Genomic DNA, 21,765 nt, shown 5'->3' on the forward strand with positions numbered 1-21,765 from the left:
CTTTTGAATTTATTAGTGGAGGTAGCAACAGTGTCTTTAAATCGAATTCTTGTTATTAATCCGGGTAGTACATCCACAAAAATTGGTGTTTTTGATAATGAAAGGCCCGTTTTAGAAGAAACTATTCGTCATGACGAAGAACAAATTGGAAAATATAAGAGAATTATCGATCAATATGAGTTTCGCAAAGAAACGATTTTAGAAGTTCTACATTCTCACGGTATTAACATTTCAAAGTTAAACGCAGTTTGTGGGCGTGGGGGATTACTTCGTCCAATCGAAGGCGGAACATACACAGTAAACGATTCGATGTTAGAAGATTTGAAAAATGGGTTTAGCGGTCATCATGCTTCAAACCTTGGAGGTATTTTAGCATATGAAATCGCTTCTGGATTAAATATTCCGGCATTCATAGTAGATCCTGTCGTTGTAGATGAAATGGAGCCGGTTGCTCGTATAAGTGGTATTGCTGGTATGGAACGTAAAAGTATTTTCCATGCATTAAACCAAAAAGCAGTTGCTCGTAAAGTGGCTGAAGAATTAAATCACAAATACGAGGATTTAAATTTATTAGTTACACATATGGGTGGCGGTATTACAGTTGGTGCTCATAAAAAAGGAAAAGTTATTGATGTGAATAACGGCTTAAACGGAGAAGGCCCATTTAGTCCAGAGCGTGCGGGTACAGTACCGGTAGGGCAATTAGTGGAGATGTGTTTCTCTGGTGAGTATTACCGTGACGAAATGGTTAAAAAACTTGTTGGACAAGGTGGACTTGTAAGCCTAATCGGTACAAATGATGCGATCAAAGTAGAACAAATGGTTGAAAAAGGTGATCCGGAAGCAACTCTTATTTATAAAGCAATGGCATATCAAGTTGCAAAAGAGATTGGCGGAGCTAGCGCTGTACTTCATGGGAAAATTGATGCAATCGTTTTAACTGGTGGACTTGCGTACAGTAAAATTCTTGTTGATGAAATAAAAGAACGTGTTGACTGGATTGCAGATGTTATCGTACATCCAGGGGAAGATGAATTACAAGCATTAGCAGAAGGAGCACTTCGTGTATTACGTGAAGAAGAAGCGCCGAAAGAGTATGTTGTACGAGAAAAACAAACAGTAGCTAGGGGTTGAGATAATGGCAAGAGAATATGATTTAGTCATCGTTGGCGGCGGTACTGGTGGATATGTTGCTGCTATTCGAGCATCACAACTAGGTTTAAAAACTGCACTTGTTGAAAAAGAAAATCTTGGTGGTACTTGTTTGCACAAAGGATGTATTCCTAGTAAAGCTCTTTTACGTAGTGCGGAAGTATACGCAACTGCTAAAAAAAGCGAAGAGTTCGGAGTTATTGCAAGTAATGTAGAACTAAACTTTGCGAAAGTGCAAGAGCGTAAAGAGAAGATTGTAACGCAACTTCATAAAGGTGTTCAACACTTAATGAAACAAGGTAAAATTGATGTGTTTGAAGGTATCGGCCGTATTCTTGGCCCATCTATTTTCTCTCCAATGCCAGGGACAATTTCAGTTGAACTTGCAAGTGGAGAAGAGAATGAAATGTTAATTCCAAAAAATGTACTTGTTGCAACAGGTTCTCGTCCGAATTCGTTACCAGGTTTAGAATTAGACGGAGAGTATGTAATGTCTTCCGATCATGCCCTAAAAATGGAAACGCTTCCTAGCTCAATTATTATCGTTGGTGGCGGTGTAATCGGTATTGAGTGGGCATCTATGCTTGCTGACTTCGGTGTAGAAGTTACAGTATTAGAGTATGCGAAAACGATATTACCACTAGAAGATCAGGACGTTTCAAAAGAAATGCAACGTCTATTCAAGAAAAAAGGTATTAAAGTGGTAACTGGTGCAAAAGTATTACCAGAAACATTGGTAAAAGATAACGGAGTAACAATTCAAGCTGAACATAACGGTGAGAATAAAGAATTTAAAGCAGAAAAAATGCTTGTATCTGTAGGAAGACAAGCCAATACGCAAAATATTGGTTTAGAGAATACGGATATCGTTGTGGAAAAAGGATACATTCAAACAAATGAGTTTTATCAAACGAAAGAATCTCATATTTACGCAATCGGAGATGTAATCGGCGGCTTACAACTTGCTCACGTTGCTTCTCATGAAGGAATTGTTGCAGTGGAACATATTGCTGGTAAAGAAGTTACACCAATTGATTACTCTATGGTATCAAAATGCGTATATAGCAGTCCAGAAGTTGCTTCTGTCGGTTTAACAGAACAAGAAGCGAAAGAAAAAGGCTATAAGTTAAAAGTAGGTAAGTTCTCATTCCGTGCAATCGGAAAAGCACTTGTATACGGCGAATCAGATGGTTTCGTAAAACTTGTAGTTGATGAAGAAACAAATGACATTCTTGGTGTTCATATGATTGGACCACATGTAACAGATATGATTTCTGAAGCTGGTCTTGCAAGAGTACTTGATGCAACACCGTGGGAAGTAGCACATACAATTCATCCGCATCCATCATTATCTGAGGCGATTGGTGAAGCAGCATTAGCTGTAGATGGAAAAGCGTTACACGCATAAAAATGTGGATTTAGGAGGTTATGAAAAATGGCAGAAGTAAAAGAAAAGCGCCATGAAGAGCTTGGCTTAAGTGATGAGCAAGTATTAGAAATGTTCCGTACGATGTTACTTGCACGTAAAATCGACGAACGTATGTGGTTATTAAACCGTGCGGGTAAAATTCCATTCGTAATTTCTTGTCAAGGACAAGAGGCTGCACAAGTTGGAGCAGCATTCGCTCTTGATAGAGAGAAAGATTATGCATTACCATACTACCGTGATATGGGTGTTGTACTAGCGTTCGGTATGACAGCTAAAGAGCTTATGTTGTCTGCTTTCGCGAAAGCTGGAGATCCAAACTCTGGTGGTCGTCAAATGCCTGGTCACTTCGGTCAAAAGAAAAATCGTATTGTGACAGGATCATCTCCAGTAACAACGCAAGTACCACATGCAGTTGGTATTGCATTAGCTGGAAAAATGGAAAAGAAAGATTTAGTAACGTTTGTTACATTTGGAGAAGGTTCTTCAAACCAAGGTGACTTCCATGAAGGGGCAAACTTTGCTGGTGTACACAAACTACCTGTTATTTTCATGTGTGAAAATAATAAATACGCAATCTCTATTCCAGTTGAAAAACAATTAGCATGTAAAAACGTATCAGACCGTGCAATTGGTTACGGTATGCCTGGATATACAATAGACGGAAACGATCCACTTGCAGTATATAAAGCTGTAAAAGAGGCAGCAGACCGCGGCCGTCGTGGTGAAGGCCCAACTTTAATTGAAACAGTATCATATCGTTTAACAGCACATTCTAGTGACGACGATGATCGTGTTTATCGTGATAAAGAAGAAGTAGAAGAAGCAAAGAAAAAAGATTCAATCATAACATTTGCAGCTTATTTAAAAGAAGCTGGCGTGTTAACTGAGGAATTTGAAAAACAAATGTTAGACGAAATTATGCATATCGTAAATGAAGCAACAGAATATGCAGAAAATGCTCCGTATGCAGCACCTGAAGATGCATTGAAGCACGTATACGCAGAATAGGGGGAACGTTTCATGGCTGTAATGTCTTATATTGATGCTATTACATTAGCAATGCGCGAAGAAATGGAACGCGATGAGAAAGTATTTGTTTTAGGTGAAGATGTTGGTAAAAAAGGTGGCGTATTTAAAGCGACACACGGATTATATGATCAATTTGGTGAAGATCGTGCGCTTGATGCACCGCTTGCAGAATCTGCAATTGCTGGGGTAGCAATTGGTGCGGCAATGTATGGTATGCGTCCAATCGCTGAAATGCAGTTTGCTGATTTCATCATGCCAGCAGTAAACCAAATTGTTTCTGAGGCAGCAAAAATTCGTTATCGTTCTAATAACGATTGGACTTGTCCAGTTACAATTCGTGCGCCATTTGGCGGCGGTGTTCACGGTGCATTGTATCATTCACAATCTGTGGAAGCGATGTTTGCGAACCAACCAGGTTTAAAAATTGTCATTCCTTCTACACCGTATGATGCAAAAGGTTTATTAAAAGCAGCAATTCGTGATGAAGATCCAGTATTATTCTTTGAGCATAAGCGTGCATATCGCTTAATTAAAGGTGAAGTGCCAGAGGATGATTACGTATTACCAATCGGAAAAGCAGATGTAAAACGCGAAGGTGATGATATTACTGTTATCACATACGGATTATGTGTTCACTTTGCTCTTCAAGCAGCTGAAAAGTTAGCGCAAGATGGCATCTCTGCACATGTTCTTGATTTACGTACTGTATATCCATTAGATAAAGAAGCAATCATTGAAGCAGCTTCTAAAACAGGTAAAGTTCTTCTTGTAACAGAGGACAATAAAGAAGGAAGTATTATAAGTGAAGTGGCAGCAATTATTGCTGAAAACTGTCTGTTTGATTTAGATGCGCCAATCGCACGTCTTGCAGGTCCAGACGTTCCAGCAATGCCATATGCACCAACAATGGAAAAATTCTTTATGGTAAATCCAGATAAAGTTGAAAAAGCAATGCGTGAACTTGCGGAATTTTAATCGGGGGGACTATACATGGCTGTAGAAAATATCACAATGCCTCAGCTCGGGGAGAGCGTTACAGAGGGTACAATTAGTAAATGGCTCGTTAATGTTGGCGATCATGTAAACAAGTATGATCCACTTGCAGAAGTAATGACTGATAAAGTAAATGCTGAAGTACCATCTTCTTTCACTGGTATTGTGAAAGAATTAATTGCTGGTGAAGGTGAGACGTTAGCTGTAGGTGAAGTAGTTTGTGTTATTCAAGTAGAAGGCGCAGATGAAGTAGCAGCGACAGCTGTTGAGGAAAAAACTAAAGAAGAACCAAAGTCAGAAGTAGCTACGTCTGAAAAAGCACCGAAAGCAAAACAACCAACTGATGGAAAACCACGTTTTTCACCAGCTGTTTTAAAACTTGCAGGTGAGCATAATGTTGATTTAGATTTAGTAGAAGGTACGGGAGCAAATGGCCGTATCACTCGTAAAGATATTTTAAAGCTGGTGGAATCTGGAAATATTCCGCAAGCAGGTGCGAAGAAAGAGGAAGCGGTAGCAGCAGTAGTAGAAGAGCGTCCAGAAGCACCAAAAGCAGCGCCAGTAGCACAAAAAGTAGAAACTGCAAAACCAGTTTCTGTACCAACAATGCCTGGCGATATCGAAATTCCAGTAACAGGTGTGCGTAAAGCAATTGCAGCGAACATGTTACGTAGTAAACACGAAGCGCCACATGCTTGGATGATGATTGAAGTAGATGTGACAAACCTTGTGTCATACCGTAATTCAATTAAAGGTGATTTCAAAAAGCGCGAAGGCTTTAATTTAACGTTCTTTGCTTTCTTCGTAAAAGCAGTAGCGCAAGCGTTAAAAGAGTATCCTCAAATCAATTCAATGTGGGCTGGCGATAAGATCGTTCAGAAGAAAGATATTAACCTTTCTATCGCTGTTGCAACAGAGGACGAACTATTTGTACCAGTAATTAAACACGCGGATGAGAAGACGATTAAAGGTATTGCTCGTGAAATTACAGAGCTTGCAGGAAAAGTACGTACGAAATCGTTAAAAGCGGACGAAATGCAAGGTGGAACATTTACAATTAATAACACAGGATCATTTGGTTCTGTTCAATCTATGGGTATTATTAATCATCCGCAAGCGGCTATTTTACAAGTTGAATCAATTGTAAAACGCCCAGTAATTATGGATAATGGTATGTTCGGTGCTCGCGACATGGTTAACTTATGTTTATCACTTGATCACCGTGTACTAGATGGCTTAATTTGTGGTAAGTTCTTAGGACGTGTAAAAGAAATTTTAGAAAATACGTCAGAAAATAATACATCTGTATATTAATAAAAAGCTCGCTTATGCGAGCTTTTTATCATCTTATTTCTTCATCTACATCCTACTATATGTATAATATCTTCCCCAGTAATCTTACAATGAACGATTATGTATTAGGAATTTATGAAAATACATTGCTGATATATGGTATATGGATATAAAATAAGAAAAGAATAATTTTTTTGGCAAATCTTACTGACGAAACTGTAGTATAATATATTGTATTGTATGAAAAAGAGAGTTATTCTATATAAGTGTTTTATAGATAATGTGTAATCAGTCGTCAAAACATGAAGAATGTTGACTCCTGGTTTTTTATTTTGCTGTAACAATGTTTCAGGAGGATGTCATGAAAAGAAGTACCGAGTTTCTAAAAAGTTTAGATGTAAAATTAATATTCATTTTGTTTGCATTATGTGTTACGAGTATAGCTGCTATATATAGCAGTCAGCAAACTGGCCAATATGGAGCGGCAAACTTTGCGATGAAACAGGGTTTGAACTACATAATTGGAGTTGTATTGTTACTGCTTGTGGCAAGCATCGACTTAGATCAATTACAAAAATTGTCTTGGCCACTTTATATCGTTGGATTTGGTTCACTTATTCTTTTGAGCATACTACCGGTTTCCACTTTCACACCTGAAAAATTAGGTGCAAAAAGATGGTTTGTATTTCCGTTAGTTGGACAAATTCAACCATCTGAGTTTTTCAAAATTTCATTGCTCCTCGTAGTAGCAAGTATAGCAGTGAAACATAATGCAAAGTATATGGCAAGGACATTCCAAACGGATTTAAAGTTAGTGGGTAAAATTATGCTAGTATCCCTTCCACCTATGGCCTTTGTATATAGCCAACCGGATACAGGGATGGTGTTCTTATATGCTGCTGCTATTGCATGTATTTTATTTATGTCAGGTATTCAGAAGAAATTGATAGCGTTATGTACAGTTATTCCGGTGACCGTATTATCTACGTTAATATTTATTTACGTAAGGTATGAGGATTTCTTCTTTAATAAGTTAGTTACGTTACTAAAACCTCACCAACAATCACGTATTTTAGGTTGGTTAGATCCATTTGAACATACAGATCAAGGTTATCAAACACAGCAATCGATTTTAGCTGTAGGTAGTGGCGGTATGGAAGGGAAAGGATTTGGCGAAGGGAACGTCTATATCCCTGAGAAGCATACTGACTTTATTTTTGCTACAATTGCCGAAGAAGGTGGATTTATCGTAGCCGCGTTAGTTGTATTTTTGTTCCTATTACTACTATATCGAACAATTATTATCGGTTATTCTGCTGATAATTTATTCGGTACATTATTATGTGCTGGATCAATCGGAATATTAACGGTTCAAATATTCCAAAACATCGGTATGATCGTTGGATTAATGCCTGTAAAAGGGATTGCATTACCGTTCTTATCGTATGGGGGAAGTTCCTTGTTCTCGAATATGATTATGATGGGTCTCATATTATCGGTACGGAAAACGTATAAAAAGTATATGTTTTCTGTTAAGTAAAAAAGCTGGTTCGTGTAAATACGAACCAGCTTTTTTACATATATGCTCTTAAACGTTGCAAACTAAAACAAAGTAGCAGTTTGAGACGGGTAAGGAGTGCAAAGTGATGCATATGCATATTTTTGAAGGGGCACGGCATCTTTCCAATAGTGAATGGGTTATTCGGGCTATTATAGCATACATATTTTTAATATTAGTTGCGAAAGCGATGGGGCAAAGATCCATCGCGCAACTTCGTTTTTTAGATGTCGTATTAGTATTATTGCTTGGTGGAAATATTTCTAACGCATTATCTGATGAAAAAGTAGGATTACTCGGATCAATGATTACAACGTTCATACTCGTTGTACTTCACATTATAAGCTCAGTCTTAATGTTGAAATGGGATAGATGGAGACGCTTTTTAGAGCCAGCACCTATTATTCTTATACACAATGGTTCCATTGATTTTAGCAATTTGAAAAAAGCGAGAATTACGGTGGAATATTTATTTTCGGAACTTCGTATGCGAAATGTGAGTGATATTCAAAAGATTAAATTAGCATTATGGGAAGCGAACGGTGTCGTTTCTATATTTCAGTATCCAGAATATGAAGCAGTTTCGCGGCTTGATCTGAAAGTGGCGGGAAGAAGATCTCCAGTTTCTTTTGTATTAGTAAAGGACGGGAGGATTCAGCAAGATGTTCTAGCTTTAGTAGGAAAAACAGAAGAGTGGGCGAGAGAATTTCTAGAGAAAAACGCAGAAGTTGAATCCATTATGTTAGCTACAGTAGATGAAGCACATAAAATAAATATTTTGTTAAAAAAATGAAAAATATACGCATTTTGTCGTTTCATACATATGATACAATAGTGTGGACAACGAAAAAGGAGGCGATACGATGGGATATGTAGAAGAATTACGAAAAATAGTTGGTCATCGCCCTTTAATTTTAGTTGGTGCTGTTGTACTCGTTATAAATGAAAATGGGGATGTTTTATTACAGCAAAGAACAGAGCCTTACGGAAAATGGGGATTGCCTGGCGGATTAATGGAGCTTGGCGAATCACCAGAAGAAACAGCTTGCCGTGAAGTATATGAAGAGACAGGAATAGAAGTGAAGAACTTGCGATTAATTAATGTATTTTCGGGAGCGAATTATTTTACAAAACTAGCAAATGGTGATGAATTTCAATCCGTAACGACAGCCTATTATACGGATGAATATGAAGGGGAGTTTGTTATGAATAAAGAAGAAGCGGTTCAGCTTACATTCTTCCCACTAACAGAACTACCTGACTATATTGTAGGATCGCATAAAAAAATGATTACTGAATATATGAAAATTATGGAAAAAAAGATATAATATAATGAAAGAGATACAAAAACACAGTTCTGGTCGGTAGTCCAGACACATGATTTCATGTCAGTAACCTTCCCCTCCGGGATGTCCAGTATTTCTAATTTTTTTTAAGGAGGGGCTGTCAATGGATTTGACAGTATATCACGATGGTCAATTTTTCGTAGGAATTATTACGCATAAAGAAAAAGGAAAATTGTATGGAGCAAGGTATATTTTTGGAATGGAACCTTCAGATGAAGAAGTACTTATATTTGTGAATGGTCCAATGTTAGCATATTTCCAGCATGTTGCAAAATGCGGTGTGGAAGTGGAAGAAAAACAGCGTCCAAAAAATATAAAACGTATCATACGACAAGCGGCAAAAGAAGTAAATGTAAAGCGTTTTACTAAGGCACAAGAAGCGATTAGTTTATCTTATGAATTGTATAAACAAGAAAAGAAAGTGCAGTCTAAAGAGAAGCGAGAAGCTGAAAAACAAAGAAGACGTTTAATTAAAGTACAAAAAGCAAAGCAAAAGCATCGTGGCCATTAAAAAAAGGTGTTAGAGCAAGGGCTCTAACACCTTTTCTATGCCGAAATACAAGTAAACTTACTTGTATTTCATAAACATTAACTGGTAAGATACAAATAGATAGTTTTAGAGGAGGGAAAAGATTGATTAATTTTAACTTTTTTATGAATGATGTTGTCCGCCAAGCGCGTGAAGAGATTGTCTCTGCTGGATATACAGAATTGACGACGCCGGAAGCAGTAGAAGAAGCGTTTAAAAGAAATGGAACAACACTTGTAATGATAAACTCTGTATGTGGTTGTGCAGGTGGTATTGCTCGTCCTGCTGCTGCGCATTCCGTACATTATGATAAACGTCCTAACCATCTTGTAACGGTGTTTGCAGGTCAAGATAAAGAAGCGACAGCAAAAGCTCGTGAATATTTCGAAGGATATCCACCTTCTTCTCCATCATTCGCTTTATTAAAAGATGGAAAAATTGTAACGATGGTAGAACGTCATGAAATTGAAGGTCATGAACCAATGCAAGTTATTGCAAAACTACAATCTTATTTCGAAGAGAATTGTGAAGAACTATAAATATAAGCGAAAAGGCGGTACGTCCACAATGAAGTGGATGTACCGCCTTTTTTTATTTAGTATTAAAATTTATGGGATATGCATAGTTATGTTGTTTTATGCAATGTTTTATACATAACAAACGTTGTTTGTATTGATATTTTATTTATTTTTATTTTATATATTGCATAAAAATTAAAGTGCTGATACAATACAAACATCGAATAAATATTCTATTAAACTTTTAAATATACATTATTAGGGGGAAGAAAGATGAAGAAGTTATTATCAATATCGTTTGCACTTATTTTAATTGTAAGTATGTTCAGTGCTTGTAGTAATGGGGAAGAAAAGGCTACTGGAAAAAATAAGAAAGTACTGGTTATGGGGACTTCAGCAGATTATAAACCATATGAATACGTAGAAGCTTCAAAAAGTGATGAAATTATCGGCTTTGATGTTGATGTTGCTAAATATATCGGAAAAGAACTTGGTTATGAAGTGAAAGTGAAAGATATGGATTTTGGTGGTTTATTAGCATCCCTTAGCTCAGGAAAAGTTGATTTCGTAATGGCAGGTATGACGCCAACGGCAGAGCGTAAAAATAATGTTGACTTCACAGATATATATTTTGTTGCGAAAAACATGGTCGTTTCTAAAAAGGATTCTAATATTCAATCTGTAGAGGATTTAAAAGGGAAAAAAGTAGGGGTACAAACAGGATCTATCCAAGAAGAGAAAGCAGCAGAATTTAAAAAACAAGTAGATTTCAAAGTTGAGGGACGTGACCGTATACCAGAAATCGTACAAGAAATTAAAGCTGGTCGTTTTGACGCTGCAATTATAGAAGACACAGTTGCTAAAAATTATTTAGAAAAAATGAAAGAATTACAAGGAATTGAAATTAAAGAAGCACCAGAAGAAGTAGGAGCAGCAATTGCCCTTCCGAAAAACAGTGATAAAACAGCAGAATTTAATAAAGTAATTAAAAAAATGCAAGAAAATGGAGAAATGGATAAATTAGTGAAGAAATGGTTTGGCAGCGAAAAATAAGCTGCCTTTCACTTTTCTGTGAGGGGAATGAAAAGAATGAACTTAGATTTTTCGGCGATTACGCCTTCGATACCATATATACTAAAAGGCCTAGAAGTTACTTTAAAAATTGTAGCAGTATCAGCGTTAGTTGGGTTTATTTTAGGAACGTTATTAGCGCTTTGCAAAATTGCTAGAATACGAGCATTAAATATAGCGGCAGATTTTTATACATCAATTTTCCGTGGTACACCACTTGTATTGCAATTAATGATTATTTATTTCGGTGTCCCGCAAATAATTGGTTATGAAATACCAGCATTCGTAGCAGCTGTATTAGCATTTAGCTTAAATTCAGGTGCATATATGTCAGAGGTAATTCGTGCCGGCATTCAAGCGGTTGATAAAGGACAAACAGAAGCAGCGATGGCTTTAGGAATTCCTTACGGGAAAATGATGCGAAATATCATTTTCCCTCAAGCATTAAAAAATATATTACCAGCGCTTGTGAACGAGTTTGCGACACTTACGAAAGAATCGGCTGTAGTAACAGTAATAGGAGCGACCGATTTAATGCGCCGTGCTTACATTGTAGGCGGTGAAACGTTTAAATATCTTGAACCATTACTTTTTGTTGGACTCATTTATTATATGCTAGTCATTATTCTTACATTAGTCGGGAAGGCAATTGAAGGGAGAATGAAGAAAAGTGATTAAAATTGAAAACCTTCATAAATCATTTGGAAAAAACGAAGTATTAAAAGGGATTACAACAACGATTGAAAAAGGGGAAGTAGTAGCAATTATTGGACCGTCTGGATCAGGGAAATCAACATTTTTACGTTGTATGAATGTGCTAGAAGCACCGACAAATGGTCACATTTGGATTGGAACGGAAGAAGTAACGAATCCGAAAACGAATATTATGCACGTTCGTGAAAATGTCGGAATGGTATTTCAGCATTTTCACCTATTTCCTCATATGACTGTATTAGAAAATATTACGTATGCTCCTATCAATGTAAAAGGAGTAACGAAACAAGAAGCTGACAAGAAAGCCGAGAAACTTTTAGAAAAGGTCGGTTTATTAGATAAAAAAGATACGTATCCGAATCGTCTTTCGGGAGGACAAAAGCAACGTGTAGCAATTGCGAGAGCGTTAGCGATGGAACCAGAAGTGATGTTATTTGATGAACCAACATCAGCACTAGATCCAGAGATGGTAAAAGAAGTGTTAGAAGTTATGAAATCATTAGTTACGACAGGAATGACAATGGTGATTGTTACACATGAAATGGGATTTGCAAAAGAAGTAGCAGATCGTGTTCTCTTTTTAGATGGTGGAAAGCTTGTAGAAGATAGCGCGCCAACAGAATTTTTTGTAGCACCGAAAAGTGAACGTGCGCAACAATTTTTACAAAAAATATTGTAATATGTAAAGGTTGCGTGAATAATAAGTAGAAAAGGATGACATTGTGTCATCCTTTTTTTATACTAACTGTAAATACGTTTATACATATAGGAGCAGTGCTATGTTCAAAATTGGATACCGTACAGTAAAAACAGCAATAGGGACAGGCGCAGCCGTTTTTATTGCGCAGTTATTAGGATTAGAATTTTATAGTTCAGCGGGCATTTTAGTTATATTATGTGTACAAAATACGAAACGTAAATCACTTCAAGTATCGCTACATCGTTTTTTAGCTTGTGTATTATCAATGGTATTCGCGTTTTGTATTTTTGAAACAATTGGATATACACCACTTGCAATTAGTATATTATTACTTACATTTATTCCGACTGCAGTTATGCTCAAAATTCAAGAAGGTATTGTCACGAGTTCAGTTATTGTGATGCATCTATATTCATTGAAACAAATTACATGGCTTATTGTTGGGAATGAAATTGCGATATTAACGATAGGAATTAGCGTGGCTTTATTAGTGAATATGTATATGCCAAGTAGTGAAAATAAGCTAAAAGAGTATCAGGGTACAATAGAAAGTAACTTTAAAACAATTTTGTTTGAAATGGTCGTGTATTTACGAAACAGAGAAAGTAGCTGGAGCGGGGCAGAACTTATTGAAACTGAAAATATGCTAAATGAAGCAAGGGATTTATCGTTTAAGAAACTTGAGAATGCATTTATGCGAGAAGATGGCTATTACTATCGTTATTTTAATATGCGCATGCAACAATTCGAAATTTTAGAACGGATGATGCCATTAGCAGCTTCTTTATCATGGACATATGAACAAGCTGATATGATTGCGGATGTGGTTGAAAACATTGGAAATGCTATTAGCCCTGAGAGTACTGGGGTTATTTCCTTAAGACAGCTTCAAGAAATGAGAGAATTATTTAGAGACATGCCATTGCCCGTTACACGTGAAGAATTTGAGATACGTGCGAAGCTTGTTCAACTTGTGTATGAAATGGAACAATATTTACTCATTAAAAGCCGTTTTAAGGGAAAGGATAATATAAAAGAACTTATATAGAAGGTAGGAATTATTATGCCGTATCTTCTCTCTTTCATATTATGTCTTTCTTTATCGCCTATTTGGCCTCTTGGTGATAATCCACGTGCCGGAGATCCTTTTATTATTGTAAATAAAGCGACGAATAAACTAGCTTATATTGACGATGGAAAGATCCAAAAGGTTTTTCCAGTAGCGACAGGGAAAACAAATGAATTAACTCCAGAGGGAACTTTTGATGTTGTAATGAAAGCGAAGGATCCGTATTATATTGCGAAGGATATTCCAGGTGGGTCACCGAAAAATCCACTTGGGTCAAGGTGGATTGGATTTAATGCAAGAGGAACTGATGGAAGTAAATATGGAATACATGGAACAAACCAACCTAGTTCAATTGGAAAGTATATTTCACAAGGATGTATAAGAATGAAGAAAAACGATGTGGAGTATTTATTTGATCGCATCCCAATTGGAACGAAAGTATGGATTGTGAAGTCGAAAAAATCATTTCAGCAATTGGCAAAACAAAAAGGAGCCATTGCATATGAAAAAGCCAACAAAGGTTGGCTTTTTCTATTGTAATAAGTTGTCTTGACATGTGTACATAACCATGAGTTAATGAGAGTATAGAAAGATAAAGTGAAACTTTAATCAGTGGGATGTTTTTTACCCGCGGATTATCAGCCCTCACCGATCAGGATAAAAAATTAGATAAAGGGGTTGCTCATATGTACTTGAATCCAAAAATTTCGTATATGCAATTTTTTATGGGATTTCTATTTGTTATTACATTCATATTGGCAACTTTTAATATATGTTCTTATCTTGTAGCAATTGTATGTATGGCATTACTCAATCTTACTTTTGTTATTGGAGCATTTCAGCAGAAACAATATACAAGTTTTATAACAGCACTTGTAATGTCATTCTCCTTTAGTATTGTAGCGATTGTGCTTTATATAAAATAAACCATCTCGATATCGAGATGGTTTATTTTATTATGTTATGTGTAAAAAGTAAAAAAAGGACGAACACATCGTCCTTTTTACCAAAACATACTTGCGCCAGCAAGTAATGTTGTTACAAGCATAGAAATTAGCATTACATAAATCATAACTTTTTGAGCTTTTTTATGCATCGTTAAACCTCCTTGCAAATCAGTACAATATTATTGTAACGAGAAATGATATTGTGGACAAGGGGAGAGAAGTGACAAAATTCGAGAAGTGCGTGTAAAGTATAACAGGAAATTTGTATGTATGTAGAGAATATATAATTAATGATAGAGTATAAGTTTTTTGTTATGCAAGCTGAAGAATGGAGATACGATGATGAAAATATATGAAACAAATCGTTTACATTTAAGGGAAATTGATGAGTCGTATGCTGAAAAAGTTCTTCAATATTACGACAGAAATCGTGAATTTTTAAAAGCTTGGGAAGAGTATAGACCGGATGATTTTTTTACGTTAGATTATCAGAAGAAAAAGTTACAAAAGGATAGAAAAGAGTTTGCAGAAGGTAAAATCATCAGGCTTTGGATTTTTAAAAAGGGTGATGATACGAAAATAATTGGATGTATTTCATTTAATTTAATTGTTCGCGGAATTTATCAATCTTGTGTACTCGGCTATAAATTAGATAAGGCAGAGTTAAACAAAGGTTATACGACAGAAGCGCTTAGAAAAGCGATTCAAGTTGCTTTTGAGGAATTTCAGTTACATCGTATAGAAGCACCGATTATGCCACGAAATTTAGCATCTATACAAGTAGTGACGAAGATAGGCTTTCAATATGAGGGCGTGTCTAGGAAAATGTTAATGGTTAATGGAGTATGGGAAGATCATATGCGCTGGGTATTGTTAAATGAGTAATAGAAAGCAGATGGTTATCTAGACATATAAACCGTCTGTTTTTTGTCTTGTATTTCGAAACTTTTGCGAAATTCTGTTATAATTAATAGTGTTACATACATAATGGTAGTGCAGGAGGCGCAGTCTTATGATTAATCAAGAACGTTTAGTAAATGAATTTATGGAATTAGTACAAGTAGATTCTGAAACGAAATTTGAAGCAGAAATTTGTAAAGTATTAACAAAGAAGTTTACAGATTTAGGTGTAGAAGTATTTGAAGATGACACAATGGCTGTTACTGGGCATGGTGCAGGTAATTTAATTTGTACTTTACCAGCAACAAAAGATGGTGTTGATACAATTTACTTTACTTCTCATATGGATACAGTAGTTCCTGGTAATGGAATTAAGCCTTCTATTAAAGATGGATATATCGTATCAGATGGTACTACGATTTTAGGTGCGGATGATAAAGCTGGATTAGCATCAATGTTCGAAGCAATTCGTGTTTTAAAAGAGAAAAACATCCCTCATGGTAAAATTGAATTTATTATTACAGTTGGAGAAGAATCTGGTCTTGTTGGTGCAAAAGCATTAGATCGTGAGCGCATTACAGCGAAATACGGTTACGCATTAGATAGCGATGGAAAAGTTGGTGAAATCGTTGTTGCAGCTCCAACACAAGCGAAAGTGAATGCAATTATTCGTGGGAAAACAGCTCATGCTGGTGTAGCACCAGAAAAAGGTGTATCTGCAATTACTATCGCAGCGAAAGCAATTGCGAAGATGCCACTTGGTCGTATTGATTCTGAAACAACTGCAAATATTGGACGTTTTGAAGGTGGTACACAAACAAATATCGTTTGCGATCATGTACAAATCTTTGCAGAAGCGCGTTCTTTAATCAATGAAAAAATGGAAGCACAAGTTGCGAAAATGAAAGAAGCATTTGAAACAACTGCAAAAGAAATGGGTGGTCATGCAGACGTTGAAGTAAACGTTATGTACCCAGGATTTAAATTTGCTGAGGGTGATCACGTTGTAGAAGTTGCAAAACGTGCAGCTGAAAACATTGGTCGTACACCTTCTCTTCACCAAAGTGGTGGCGGAAGTGATGCAAACGTAATTGCAGGACACGGTATTCCAACAGTTAACTTAGCGGTTGGTTATGAAGAAATTCATACAACAAACGAAAAGATTCCTGTTGAAGAATTAGCGAAAACAGCAGAATTAGTTATAGCAATTATTGAAGAAGTAGCGAAGTAATGTAATAGAAAAAGCGTGTAAATCACAATTGATTTACACGCTTTTTATTTTGATTCGATTGCTTTTACAAGGCGGATCAGCCAATACAAGAAAATCCATGGCAATATATAAGTTGTTGCTATATGTACTAGACGAGGGAAGAATCCAAATGTATTAAAGTTGAAAATAGGAAGCAGTAAATAATTAATGGCTATGATTAATATAATCACAAGGAACGTATAGTTGAGTTTATTAGTTGATTTCATCATAATCACCCCTTTTTGTAATTTGATACATTTTATGTAAATTGTATCAAATGTATGAAAGGAAAAGAACAAGTAATTATTATAACTATTATGCAAAATTTGATATAATGAAAGAACGAACGTTCTGATTAGGGAGTGAGTACTATGCGAGAAATGTATCCGAAAAATGGTCGTGTTATTTTGCATGTAGATATGAATTGTTTTTTCGCATCTGTTGAAATTGCTCATGACCCATCATTACAAGGGAAGCCGTTAGCAGTTGCTGGAAATGAAAAAGAAAGAAAAGGAATTATTATAACATGTAGTTATGAGGCAAGAGACTATGGAATACGTACAACGATGCCTCTTTGGGAAGCAAAAAGGTTATGCCCGCAATTAGTTGTAATGCGTCCTAATTTTACATTATATCGTGAAGCTTCATTTCAAATGTTTCAAATTCTTTCACGTTTTACGGAAAAAATACAACCAGTCTCTATAGATGAGGGATATTTAGATATTACAGATTGCTACGCACTCGGTTCACCTCTTGAAATAGCAAAGATGATTCAGCAGGCGCTATTAACAGAGTTACAGCTTCCGTGTAGCATCGGAATTGCTCCTAACCTTTTCCTAGCAAAAACAGCTTCTGATATGAAAAAGCCTCTCGGTATTACCGTACTTCGAAAACGAGATATTCCAGAAATGATTTGGCCACTCCCAGTTGAAGCAATGCATGGAATTGGAGAAAAAACAGCTGAAAAATTAAATGATATTCATATACAAACAATTGAGCAGTTAGCAAAAGGAAACGAACATATCATTCGCGCTAAAATTGGAAAGCATGGCGTTGATTTACAAAGGCGGGCAAAAGGTATGGATGATAGGGAAGTTGACCCGAGTCAAATGGGACAACATAAAAGTGTCGGTAATTCGATGACTTTTTCAAAGGATATGGATGAAGAGAAAGAATTACTTGATATGTTAGAACGGCTATCAAAATCAGTGAGTAAAAGATTACAAAAGCGAACGCTTGTCAGCTATAATATTCAAATTATGATTAAATATCATGATAGGCGGACAGTAACACGGAGTAAGCAATTGAAAAATGCGATTTGGGAAGAACGAGATATTTTTCAGGCAGCATCTCGTTTATGGAAGCAACATTGGGACGGTGATTCCGTTCGTTTACTAGGTGTTACAGCCACTGAAATAGAGTGGAAGACAGAATCGGTGAAACAATTAGATTTGTTTTCATTTGAAGAAGATGCGAAAGAAGAGCCGCTACTTGCTGTCATCGATCAAATTAATGATAAGTATGGAATGCCGATCTTACAACGAGGTAGTCAATTATTACGTAAGCAAGAAAAGTCTTTTCAGCAAAAATTAGAAAATAAGTTTATGTAGAAGGTGTCATGAAGCTGTAAATATCATGACACCTTTTATTTTTAACTTGCTTCTAAATCTAATGAAGTTTTCCACCCAGCTGCAGTAACGCCAGATTCTAATAGCATTCTACCTACTACTTTTTCAATTAGGACTGCTGCATTTGTACTGCAATGTAATGTAGCTTGTATACACACTTTTTGATTAGAATCTACGTCTTCGCTATACAATTCTTTTAAACTGATGCCTTCAGAACTTACCATGTGCATAAGTAAAAAACGAATATGGGATTCATGTTCCTCTGAACAAGTAAGAGAAAGTAAGTAATTCGTTTGTTCAGGTGATTCTTCTTTTGATTTCTGATTCATAAAGAGAGCGATTGGGCGAAGTAGTATATTTGCTAGTAAAACGCCGGCTGCACCTAATATAGCTGCAACGAGGAAACCAGCACCTGTAAGAGTACCAACAGCAGCTGCGCACCATAGGGTAGCTGCTGTATTAAGCCCTCTAATACTAAAACCATCGCGGATAATAACGCCGCCTCCTAAAAAACCAATCCCACTAACGACTTGAGCAGCAATACGTGAGGGGCTAGCATCGTGATCAAGCATGACGGATAATAAAACAAATATACAGGCACCAAGTGATACGAGAGCATTTGTCCGTAATCCAGCCATCCTGTGTCTCCATTGCCGTTCCATTCCGATGCAAGCACCTACAATAATTGCGATAAATAATCTTAATACAATGTCATACCATACCATCATGGTCACCTCCATACATATAAGTCCATGTTATGTTTTTGAAAATGAGTCTGGAATACCCGCTCATTCTCATTTTTATCCCGCTATTTGCGGGTTGATGAAAGCTTCACTTTATAACCAGCTATGAAACTTTTTAATATAAACTTTTTTTAGGAACTGTGTTAAGAAAGCATAGCCTAATAGTATTCCTATTAACCAAGGGAAGTAGCTAAGTGGTAATGCTTGTAATCCAACGGCTGCTCCAAGTGGCGAGAATGGAATATAAATTCCGATTGCCATAATACAAGCGGTTAATAAAAGAACCGGTATTGATGCAGTACTTTGAATGAACGGAATCTTCTGTGTTCTTATCATGTGAACAATTAAAGTTTGTGTTAGCAATCCAACGACAAACCAACCAGATTGGAATAATGATTGTTCGCTAGCTGTATTCGCACCGAAGACGTTCCACATGACTACATATGTGATGATATCAAATATGGAACTAATGGGACCGATGCAAATAATGAAGTTCCGTAAGTTTGTAGTATCCCATCTTCTTGGTTTTTCTAAAAATTCTTTATCCATTTTGTCCCATGGAATAGACAGTTGTGAAATATCATAAAGCAAGTTTTGAATTAAAAGGTGAATGGCAAGCATCGGCAAGAAGGGGATGAAAGCACTTGCTACTAAAACACTAAATACATTTCCAAAGTTAGAGCTAGCTGTCATTTTAATATATTTTAAAATATTTCCAAATGTAGTGCGTCCTTCTAAAATACCTGCTTCTAATATTGTTAAACTTTTTTCGAGTAAAATAATGTCGGAAGACTCTTTTGCAATATCGGTAGCAGTATCAACACATATGCCAACATCAGCTTCACGTAACGCTACGGCATCGTTAATGCCATCTCCCATATAACCTACAGTGTGTCCGTTTCCTTGTAATACTCGTATAATGCGAGATTTTTGCATTGGATTTAGTTTAGCAAATACAGTTGTTTCTTCGGCTAATTTTGCTAATGCTTTATCAGGTAAAGAATCGATTTCGTAACCAAGGACAGGCTCACCGATATTTAATCCAACTTCTTTGCAAACTTTTCTTGTCACGATTTCGTTATCGCCAGTTAAAATTTTTACTTGTACACCATGTTTCTGCAATGCTTGAATGGCAGTAGCTGCAGATGGTTTCGGTGGATCTAAAAAGCCAATATATCCAGCGAGAATCATATCATTTTCATCTTGTACCGCGTACTCTGTATCATTGATTGGTCTATCTTTTTTATAAGCTACAGCAATAACACGCATACCTTCACTATTTAATGTCTCATTTAGTTGTTTTACATTTGAACGCATGTCATCGGTAAGAGAAACAACTTTTCCATCTACTTCAGTGTAGTTACAAATAGATAAAATTTCTTCTACTGCTCCTTTACAAACCATTGTATGTTCACCTGAAATATCTTTCACGATGACAGACATACGCCGGCGAGCAAAATCAAATGGAATTTCATCTAGTTTTTGAAAAATGGATGGATTAAACTTCTGGTTTTCTTCTGTATGTTTCATAACGGCTTTATCTATTAAATTTTTCAATCCTGTTTGATAGAAGCTATTTAAATAGGCAAAGTGTAATACACGATTACATGTATTACCGTTAGGATCTAAATGGCGGACAAGTACAACTTTATCTTCTGTTAAAGTTCCTGTTTTATCGGTACAAAGAATGTTCATAGCACCTAAGTTTTGAATAGAATTCAGTTGTTTTACAATTACTTTTTGTTTAGACATGTTAACGGCACCTTTTGCTAAATTAGCAGTTACAATCATTGGTAACATTTCAGGTGTGAGACCAACAGCAATTGCGATAGCGAAGAAGAAAGCCTCTTGCCAATGCCCTTTTGTGAATCCGTTAATGAGAAGAACGATAGGCGCCATAATAAGCATGAATGTAATTAAGAGCCAGCTTACTTTGTTTACACCTTTATCAAAGCTTGTTTCTACTCGTTTGCCGATTACCCTTTTTGCTAAAGAGCCGAAATACGTATTGGTACTTGTGGAGATGACAACAGCTTTTGCACTACCACTTACAATATTTGTACCCATAAAACAAAGGTTTTCCATATCGAGTGGATTGTAATTTTTTTTCATGTTTTTCGGTAAGATATGTTTATTCTCTGTATGATAGCAGTTTTCATACTTTTCCACAGGCAGTGCTTCCCCAGTTAAAGAAGACTGATTCACAAATAAATCTTTAGCTGATAAAATACGCACATCAGCCGGAACGATATCACCGGCTGAAAGTGAAATAATATCGCCAGGTACAAGTTCTTCAATTGGAATTTCCATTGTATAATTTTGCTTTAAATTTGTTACTTTTTTTGTTTCGTGTACAAATCCATCTATTCTAAAGACGCTCGCCGTTGTTCGAACCATAGCTTTTAACTGATCCGCAGCTTTTTGAGAACGAAATTCTTGTAAAAAACGAATCGTTGCACTTAGCATTACCATTACAGATACGACAAGGGTTCCCTGTATGTCATTTGTGAAAAAAGAGAGTGCGCCGAGAGCTAATAAAACAAAAATAAATGGATTTTTAAATGCCAGTAGAAATTGAATGTACCACGGTGATGTTTTATTATGAGCTATTTCATTCGGGCCATATAAAGTAAGTTTACGAGCCGCTTCTTGTTTAGAGAGTCCATCTTCTGTTGTTTCTAAAAGTTGTAACGCCTTGTTTGCATCTTGTGTTGCGACTTCCACCAATAATTCATTATTTGTTTTCATACGATCTTGATCGTATGAATGTTTTGTTTCTTGTCTTTGTAAATTTAACATCGGTAGTTCCTCCTTTTTCATGAAGGAGGAAACAATCTGTTACTCGACTATTTAAAATTAGGAGGAACAGCTTCTTTCCTACCTACATGATGAAATAT

General features: G+C 36.3%; 23 protein-coding genes. 19 read left to right on the forward strand and 4 right to left on the reverse strand.

Annotation, left to right across the window (positions count from 1 at the left end):
• Window positions 1-30 precede the first annotated feature (30 nt).
• From buk to JDS99_RS03350, 16 genes are all read left to right on the forward strand, one after another.
• Window positions 31-1,134 carry a butyrate kinase gene (gene buk / locus JDS99_RS03275; RefSeq protein WP_000056197.1) on the forward strand — a complete coding sequence of 368 codons (1,104 nt, stop codon included), beginning with the start codon at window positions 31-33 and terminating at the stop codon, window positions 1,132-1,134.
• Between the two features lie 4 nt (window positions 1,135-1,138).
• Window positions 1,139-2,560: a dihydrolipoyl dehydrogenase gene (lpdA, locus tag JDS99_RS03280; protein WP_000090438.1), complete on the forward strand. Its 1,422-nt coding sequence runs from the start codon at window positions 1,139-1,141 to the stop codon at window positions 2,558-2,560.
• 27 nt (window positions 2,561-2,587) lie between these two features.
• Window positions 2,588-3,589, forward strand: a complete 1,002-nt coding sequence (gene bfmBAA / locus JDS99_RS03285) for a 3-methyl-2-oxobutanoate dehydrogenase subunit alpha (protein ID WP_000852549.1) — start codon at window positions 2,588-2,590, stop codon at window positions 3,587-3,589.
• A gap of 12 nt (window positions 3,590-3,601) precedes the next feature.
• A complete protein-coding gene (gene bfmBAB / locus JDS99_RS03290) occupies window positions 3,602-4,585 on the forward strand; it encodes a 3-methyl-2-oxobutanoate dehydrogenase subunit beta (protein ID WP_000290073.1) in 984 nt (327 codons plus the stop codon).
• Between the two features lie 15 nt (window positions 4,586-4,600).
• Window positions 4,601-5,917: a dihydrolipoamide acetyltransferase family protein gene (locus tag JDS99_RS03295; RefSeq protein WP_199694569.1), complete on the forward strand. Its 1,317-nt coding sequence runs from the start codon at window positions 4,601-4,603 to the stop codon at window positions 5,915-5,917.
• Window positions 5,918-6,257: 340 nt separating this feature from the next.
• Window positions 6,258-7,436: an FtsW/RodA/SpoVE family cell cycle protein gene (locus tag JDS99_RS03300; RefSeq protein ID WP_199694570.1), complete on the forward strand. Its 1,179-nt coding sequence runs from the start codon at window positions 6,258-6,260 to the stop codon at window positions 7,434-7,436.
• A gap of 106 nt (window positions 7,437-7,542) precedes the next feature.
• Complete coding sequence (locus tag JDS99_RS03305) at window positions 7,543-8,247, forward strand: DUF421 domain-containing protein (RefSeq protein WP_088608134.1); 705 nt, start codon at window positions 7,543-7,545, stop codon at window positions 8,245-8,247.
• Window positions 8,248-8,317: 70 nt separating this feature from the next.
• Window positions 8,318-8,782, forward strand: a complete 465-nt coding sequence (locus JDS99_RS03310; RefSeq protein WP_088608133.1) for an NUDIX hydrolase — start codon at window positions 8,318-8,320, stop codon at window positions 8,780-8,782.
• Window positions 8,783-8,903: 121 nt separating this feature from the next.
• Window positions 8,904-9,311 carry a YjdF family protein gene (locus JDS99_RS03315; RefSeq protein WP_073516449.1) on the forward strand — a complete coding sequence of 136 codons (408 nt, stop codon included), beginning with the start codon at window positions 8,904-8,906 and terminating at the stop codon, window positions 9,309-9,311.
• A gap of 143 nt (window positions 9,312-9,454) precedes the next feature.
• Entirely contained in the window at window positions 9,455-9,868 is a 414-nt protein-coding gene (locus JDS99_RS03320; protein WP_170968331.1) for a BrxA/BrxB family bacilliredoxin, read from the forward strand.
• A 252-nt stretch (window positions 9,869-10,120) separates the two neighbouring features.
• The gene (locus tag JDS99_RS03325; protein ID WP_000735475.1) at window positions 10,121-10,900 is read left to right on the forward strand and encodes a transporter substrate-binding domain-containing protein; all 780 of its coding nucleotides are present in this window, start codon (window positions 10,121-10,123) and stop codon (window positions 10,898-10,900) included.
• A 36-nt stretch (window positions 10,901-10,936) separates the two neighbouring features.
• The gene (locus JDS99_RS03330) at window positions 10,937-11,596 is read left to right on the forward strand and encodes an amino acid ABC transporter permease (protein ID WP_001046922.1); all 660 of its coding nucleotides are present in this window, start codon (window positions 10,937-10,939) and stop codon (window positions 11,594-11,596) included.
• On the forward strand, window positions 11,589-12,311 hold the full coding sequence (locus JDS99_RS03335) for an amino acid ABC transporter ATP-binding protein (RefSeq protein WP_087985156.1): 723 nt from the start codon (window positions 11,589-11,591) through the stop codon (window positions 12,309-12,311). Before JDS99_RS03330 ends, JDS99_RS03335 begins: the two co-directional genes overlap by 8 nt.
• Before the next feature lie 100 nt (window positions 12,312-12,411).
• Complete coding sequence (locus JDS99_RS03340; RefSeq protein WP_098857153.1) at window positions 12,412-13,380, forward strand: aromatic acid exporter family protein; 969 nt, start codon at window positions 12,412-12,414, stop codon at window positions 13,378-13,380.
• Between the two features lie 15 nt (window positions 13,381-13,395).
• Window positions 13,396-13,941 carry a L,D-transpeptidase gene (locus tag JDS99_RS03345; protein ID WP_106382652.1) on the forward strand — a complete coding sequence of 182 codons (546 nt, stop codon included), beginning with the start codon at window positions 13,396-13,398 and terminating at the stop codon, window positions 13,939-13,941.
• A gap of 146 nt (window positions 13,942-14,087) precedes the next feature.
• The gene (locus JDS99_RS03350; protein WP_000281162.1) at window positions 14,088-14,327 is read left to right on the forward strand and encodes a DUF3894 domain-containing protein; all 240 of its coding nucleotides are present in this window, start codon (window positions 14,088-14,090) and stop codon (window positions 14,325-14,327) included.
• A 77-nt stretch (window positions 14,328-14,404) separates the two neighbouring features.
• Here the strand turns inward: JDS99_RS03350 and prli42 are convergent, their stop codons facing one another.
• Complete coding sequence (gene prli42, locus JDS99_RS03355; protein ID WP_000549038.1) at window positions 14,405-14,497, reverse strand: stressosome-associated protein Prli42; 93 nt, start codon at window positions 14,495-14,497, stop codon at window positions 14,405-14,407.
• Window positions 14,498-14,687: 190 nt separating this feature from the next.
• On the opposite strand from prli42, the gene JDS99_RS03360 reads away from it, so the two are divergent.
• Both JDS99_RS03360 and JDS99_RS03365 read left to right on the forward strand, forming a co-directional pair.
• Window positions 14,688-15,233, forward strand: a complete 546-nt coding sequence (locus tag JDS99_RS03360; RefSeq protein WP_002008488.1) for a GNAT family N-acetyltransferase — start codon at window positions 14,688-14,690, stop codon at window positions 15,231-15,233.
• A 127-nt stretch (window positions 15,234-15,360) separates the two neighbouring features.
• Window positions 15,361-16,479 (forward strand): tripeptidase T, encoded by a 1,119-nt coding sequence (locus tag JDS99_RS03365; protein WP_048546358.1) that lies wholly within the window; start codon window positions 15,361-15,363, stop codon window positions 16,477-16,479.
• 44 nt (window positions 16,480-16,523) lie between these two features.
• Here the strand turns inward: JDS99_RS03365 and JDS99_RS03370 are convergent, their stop codons facing one another.
• Window positions 16,524-16,724, reverse strand: a complete 201-nt coding sequence (locus JDS99_RS03370; protein WP_046956380.1) for a hypothetical protein — start codon at window positions 16,722-16,724, stop codon at window positions 16,524-16,526.
• Between the two features lie 144 nt (window positions 16,725-16,868).
• On the opposite strand from JDS99_RS03370, the gene JDS99_RS03375 reads away from it, so the two are divergent.
• Entirely contained in the window at window positions 16,869-18,107 is a 1,239-nt protein-coding gene (locus JDS99_RS03375) for a DNA polymerase IV (RefSeq protein ID WP_088064378.1), read from the forward strand.
• 41 nt (window positions 18,108-18,148) lie between these two features.
• On the opposite strand, the gene JDS99_RS03380 is transcribed toward JDS99_RS03375, so the two are convergent.
• Window positions 18,149-18,850: an MgtC/SapB family protein gene (locus tag JDS99_RS03380; RefSeq protein ID WP_199694616.1), complete on the reverse strand. Its 702-nt coding sequence runs from the start codon at window positions 18,848-18,850 to the stop codon at window positions 18,149-18,151.
• A 111-nt stretch (window positions 18,851-18,961) separates the two neighbouring features.
• Window positions 18,962-21,667: a magnesium-translocating P-type ATPase gene (gene mgtA / locus JDS99_RS03385; protein WP_199694571.1), complete on the reverse strand. Its 2,706-nt coding sequence runs from the start codon at window positions 21,665-21,667 to the stop codon at window positions 18,962-18,964.
• Window positions 21,668-21,765: the final 98 nt, after the last annotated feature.

Source organism: Bacillus cereus group sp. N6, assembly GCF_016483705.1.
Classification (GTDB): Bacteria; Bacillota; Bacilli; order Bacillales; family Bacillaceae_G; genus Bacillus_A; species Bacillus_A wiedmannii.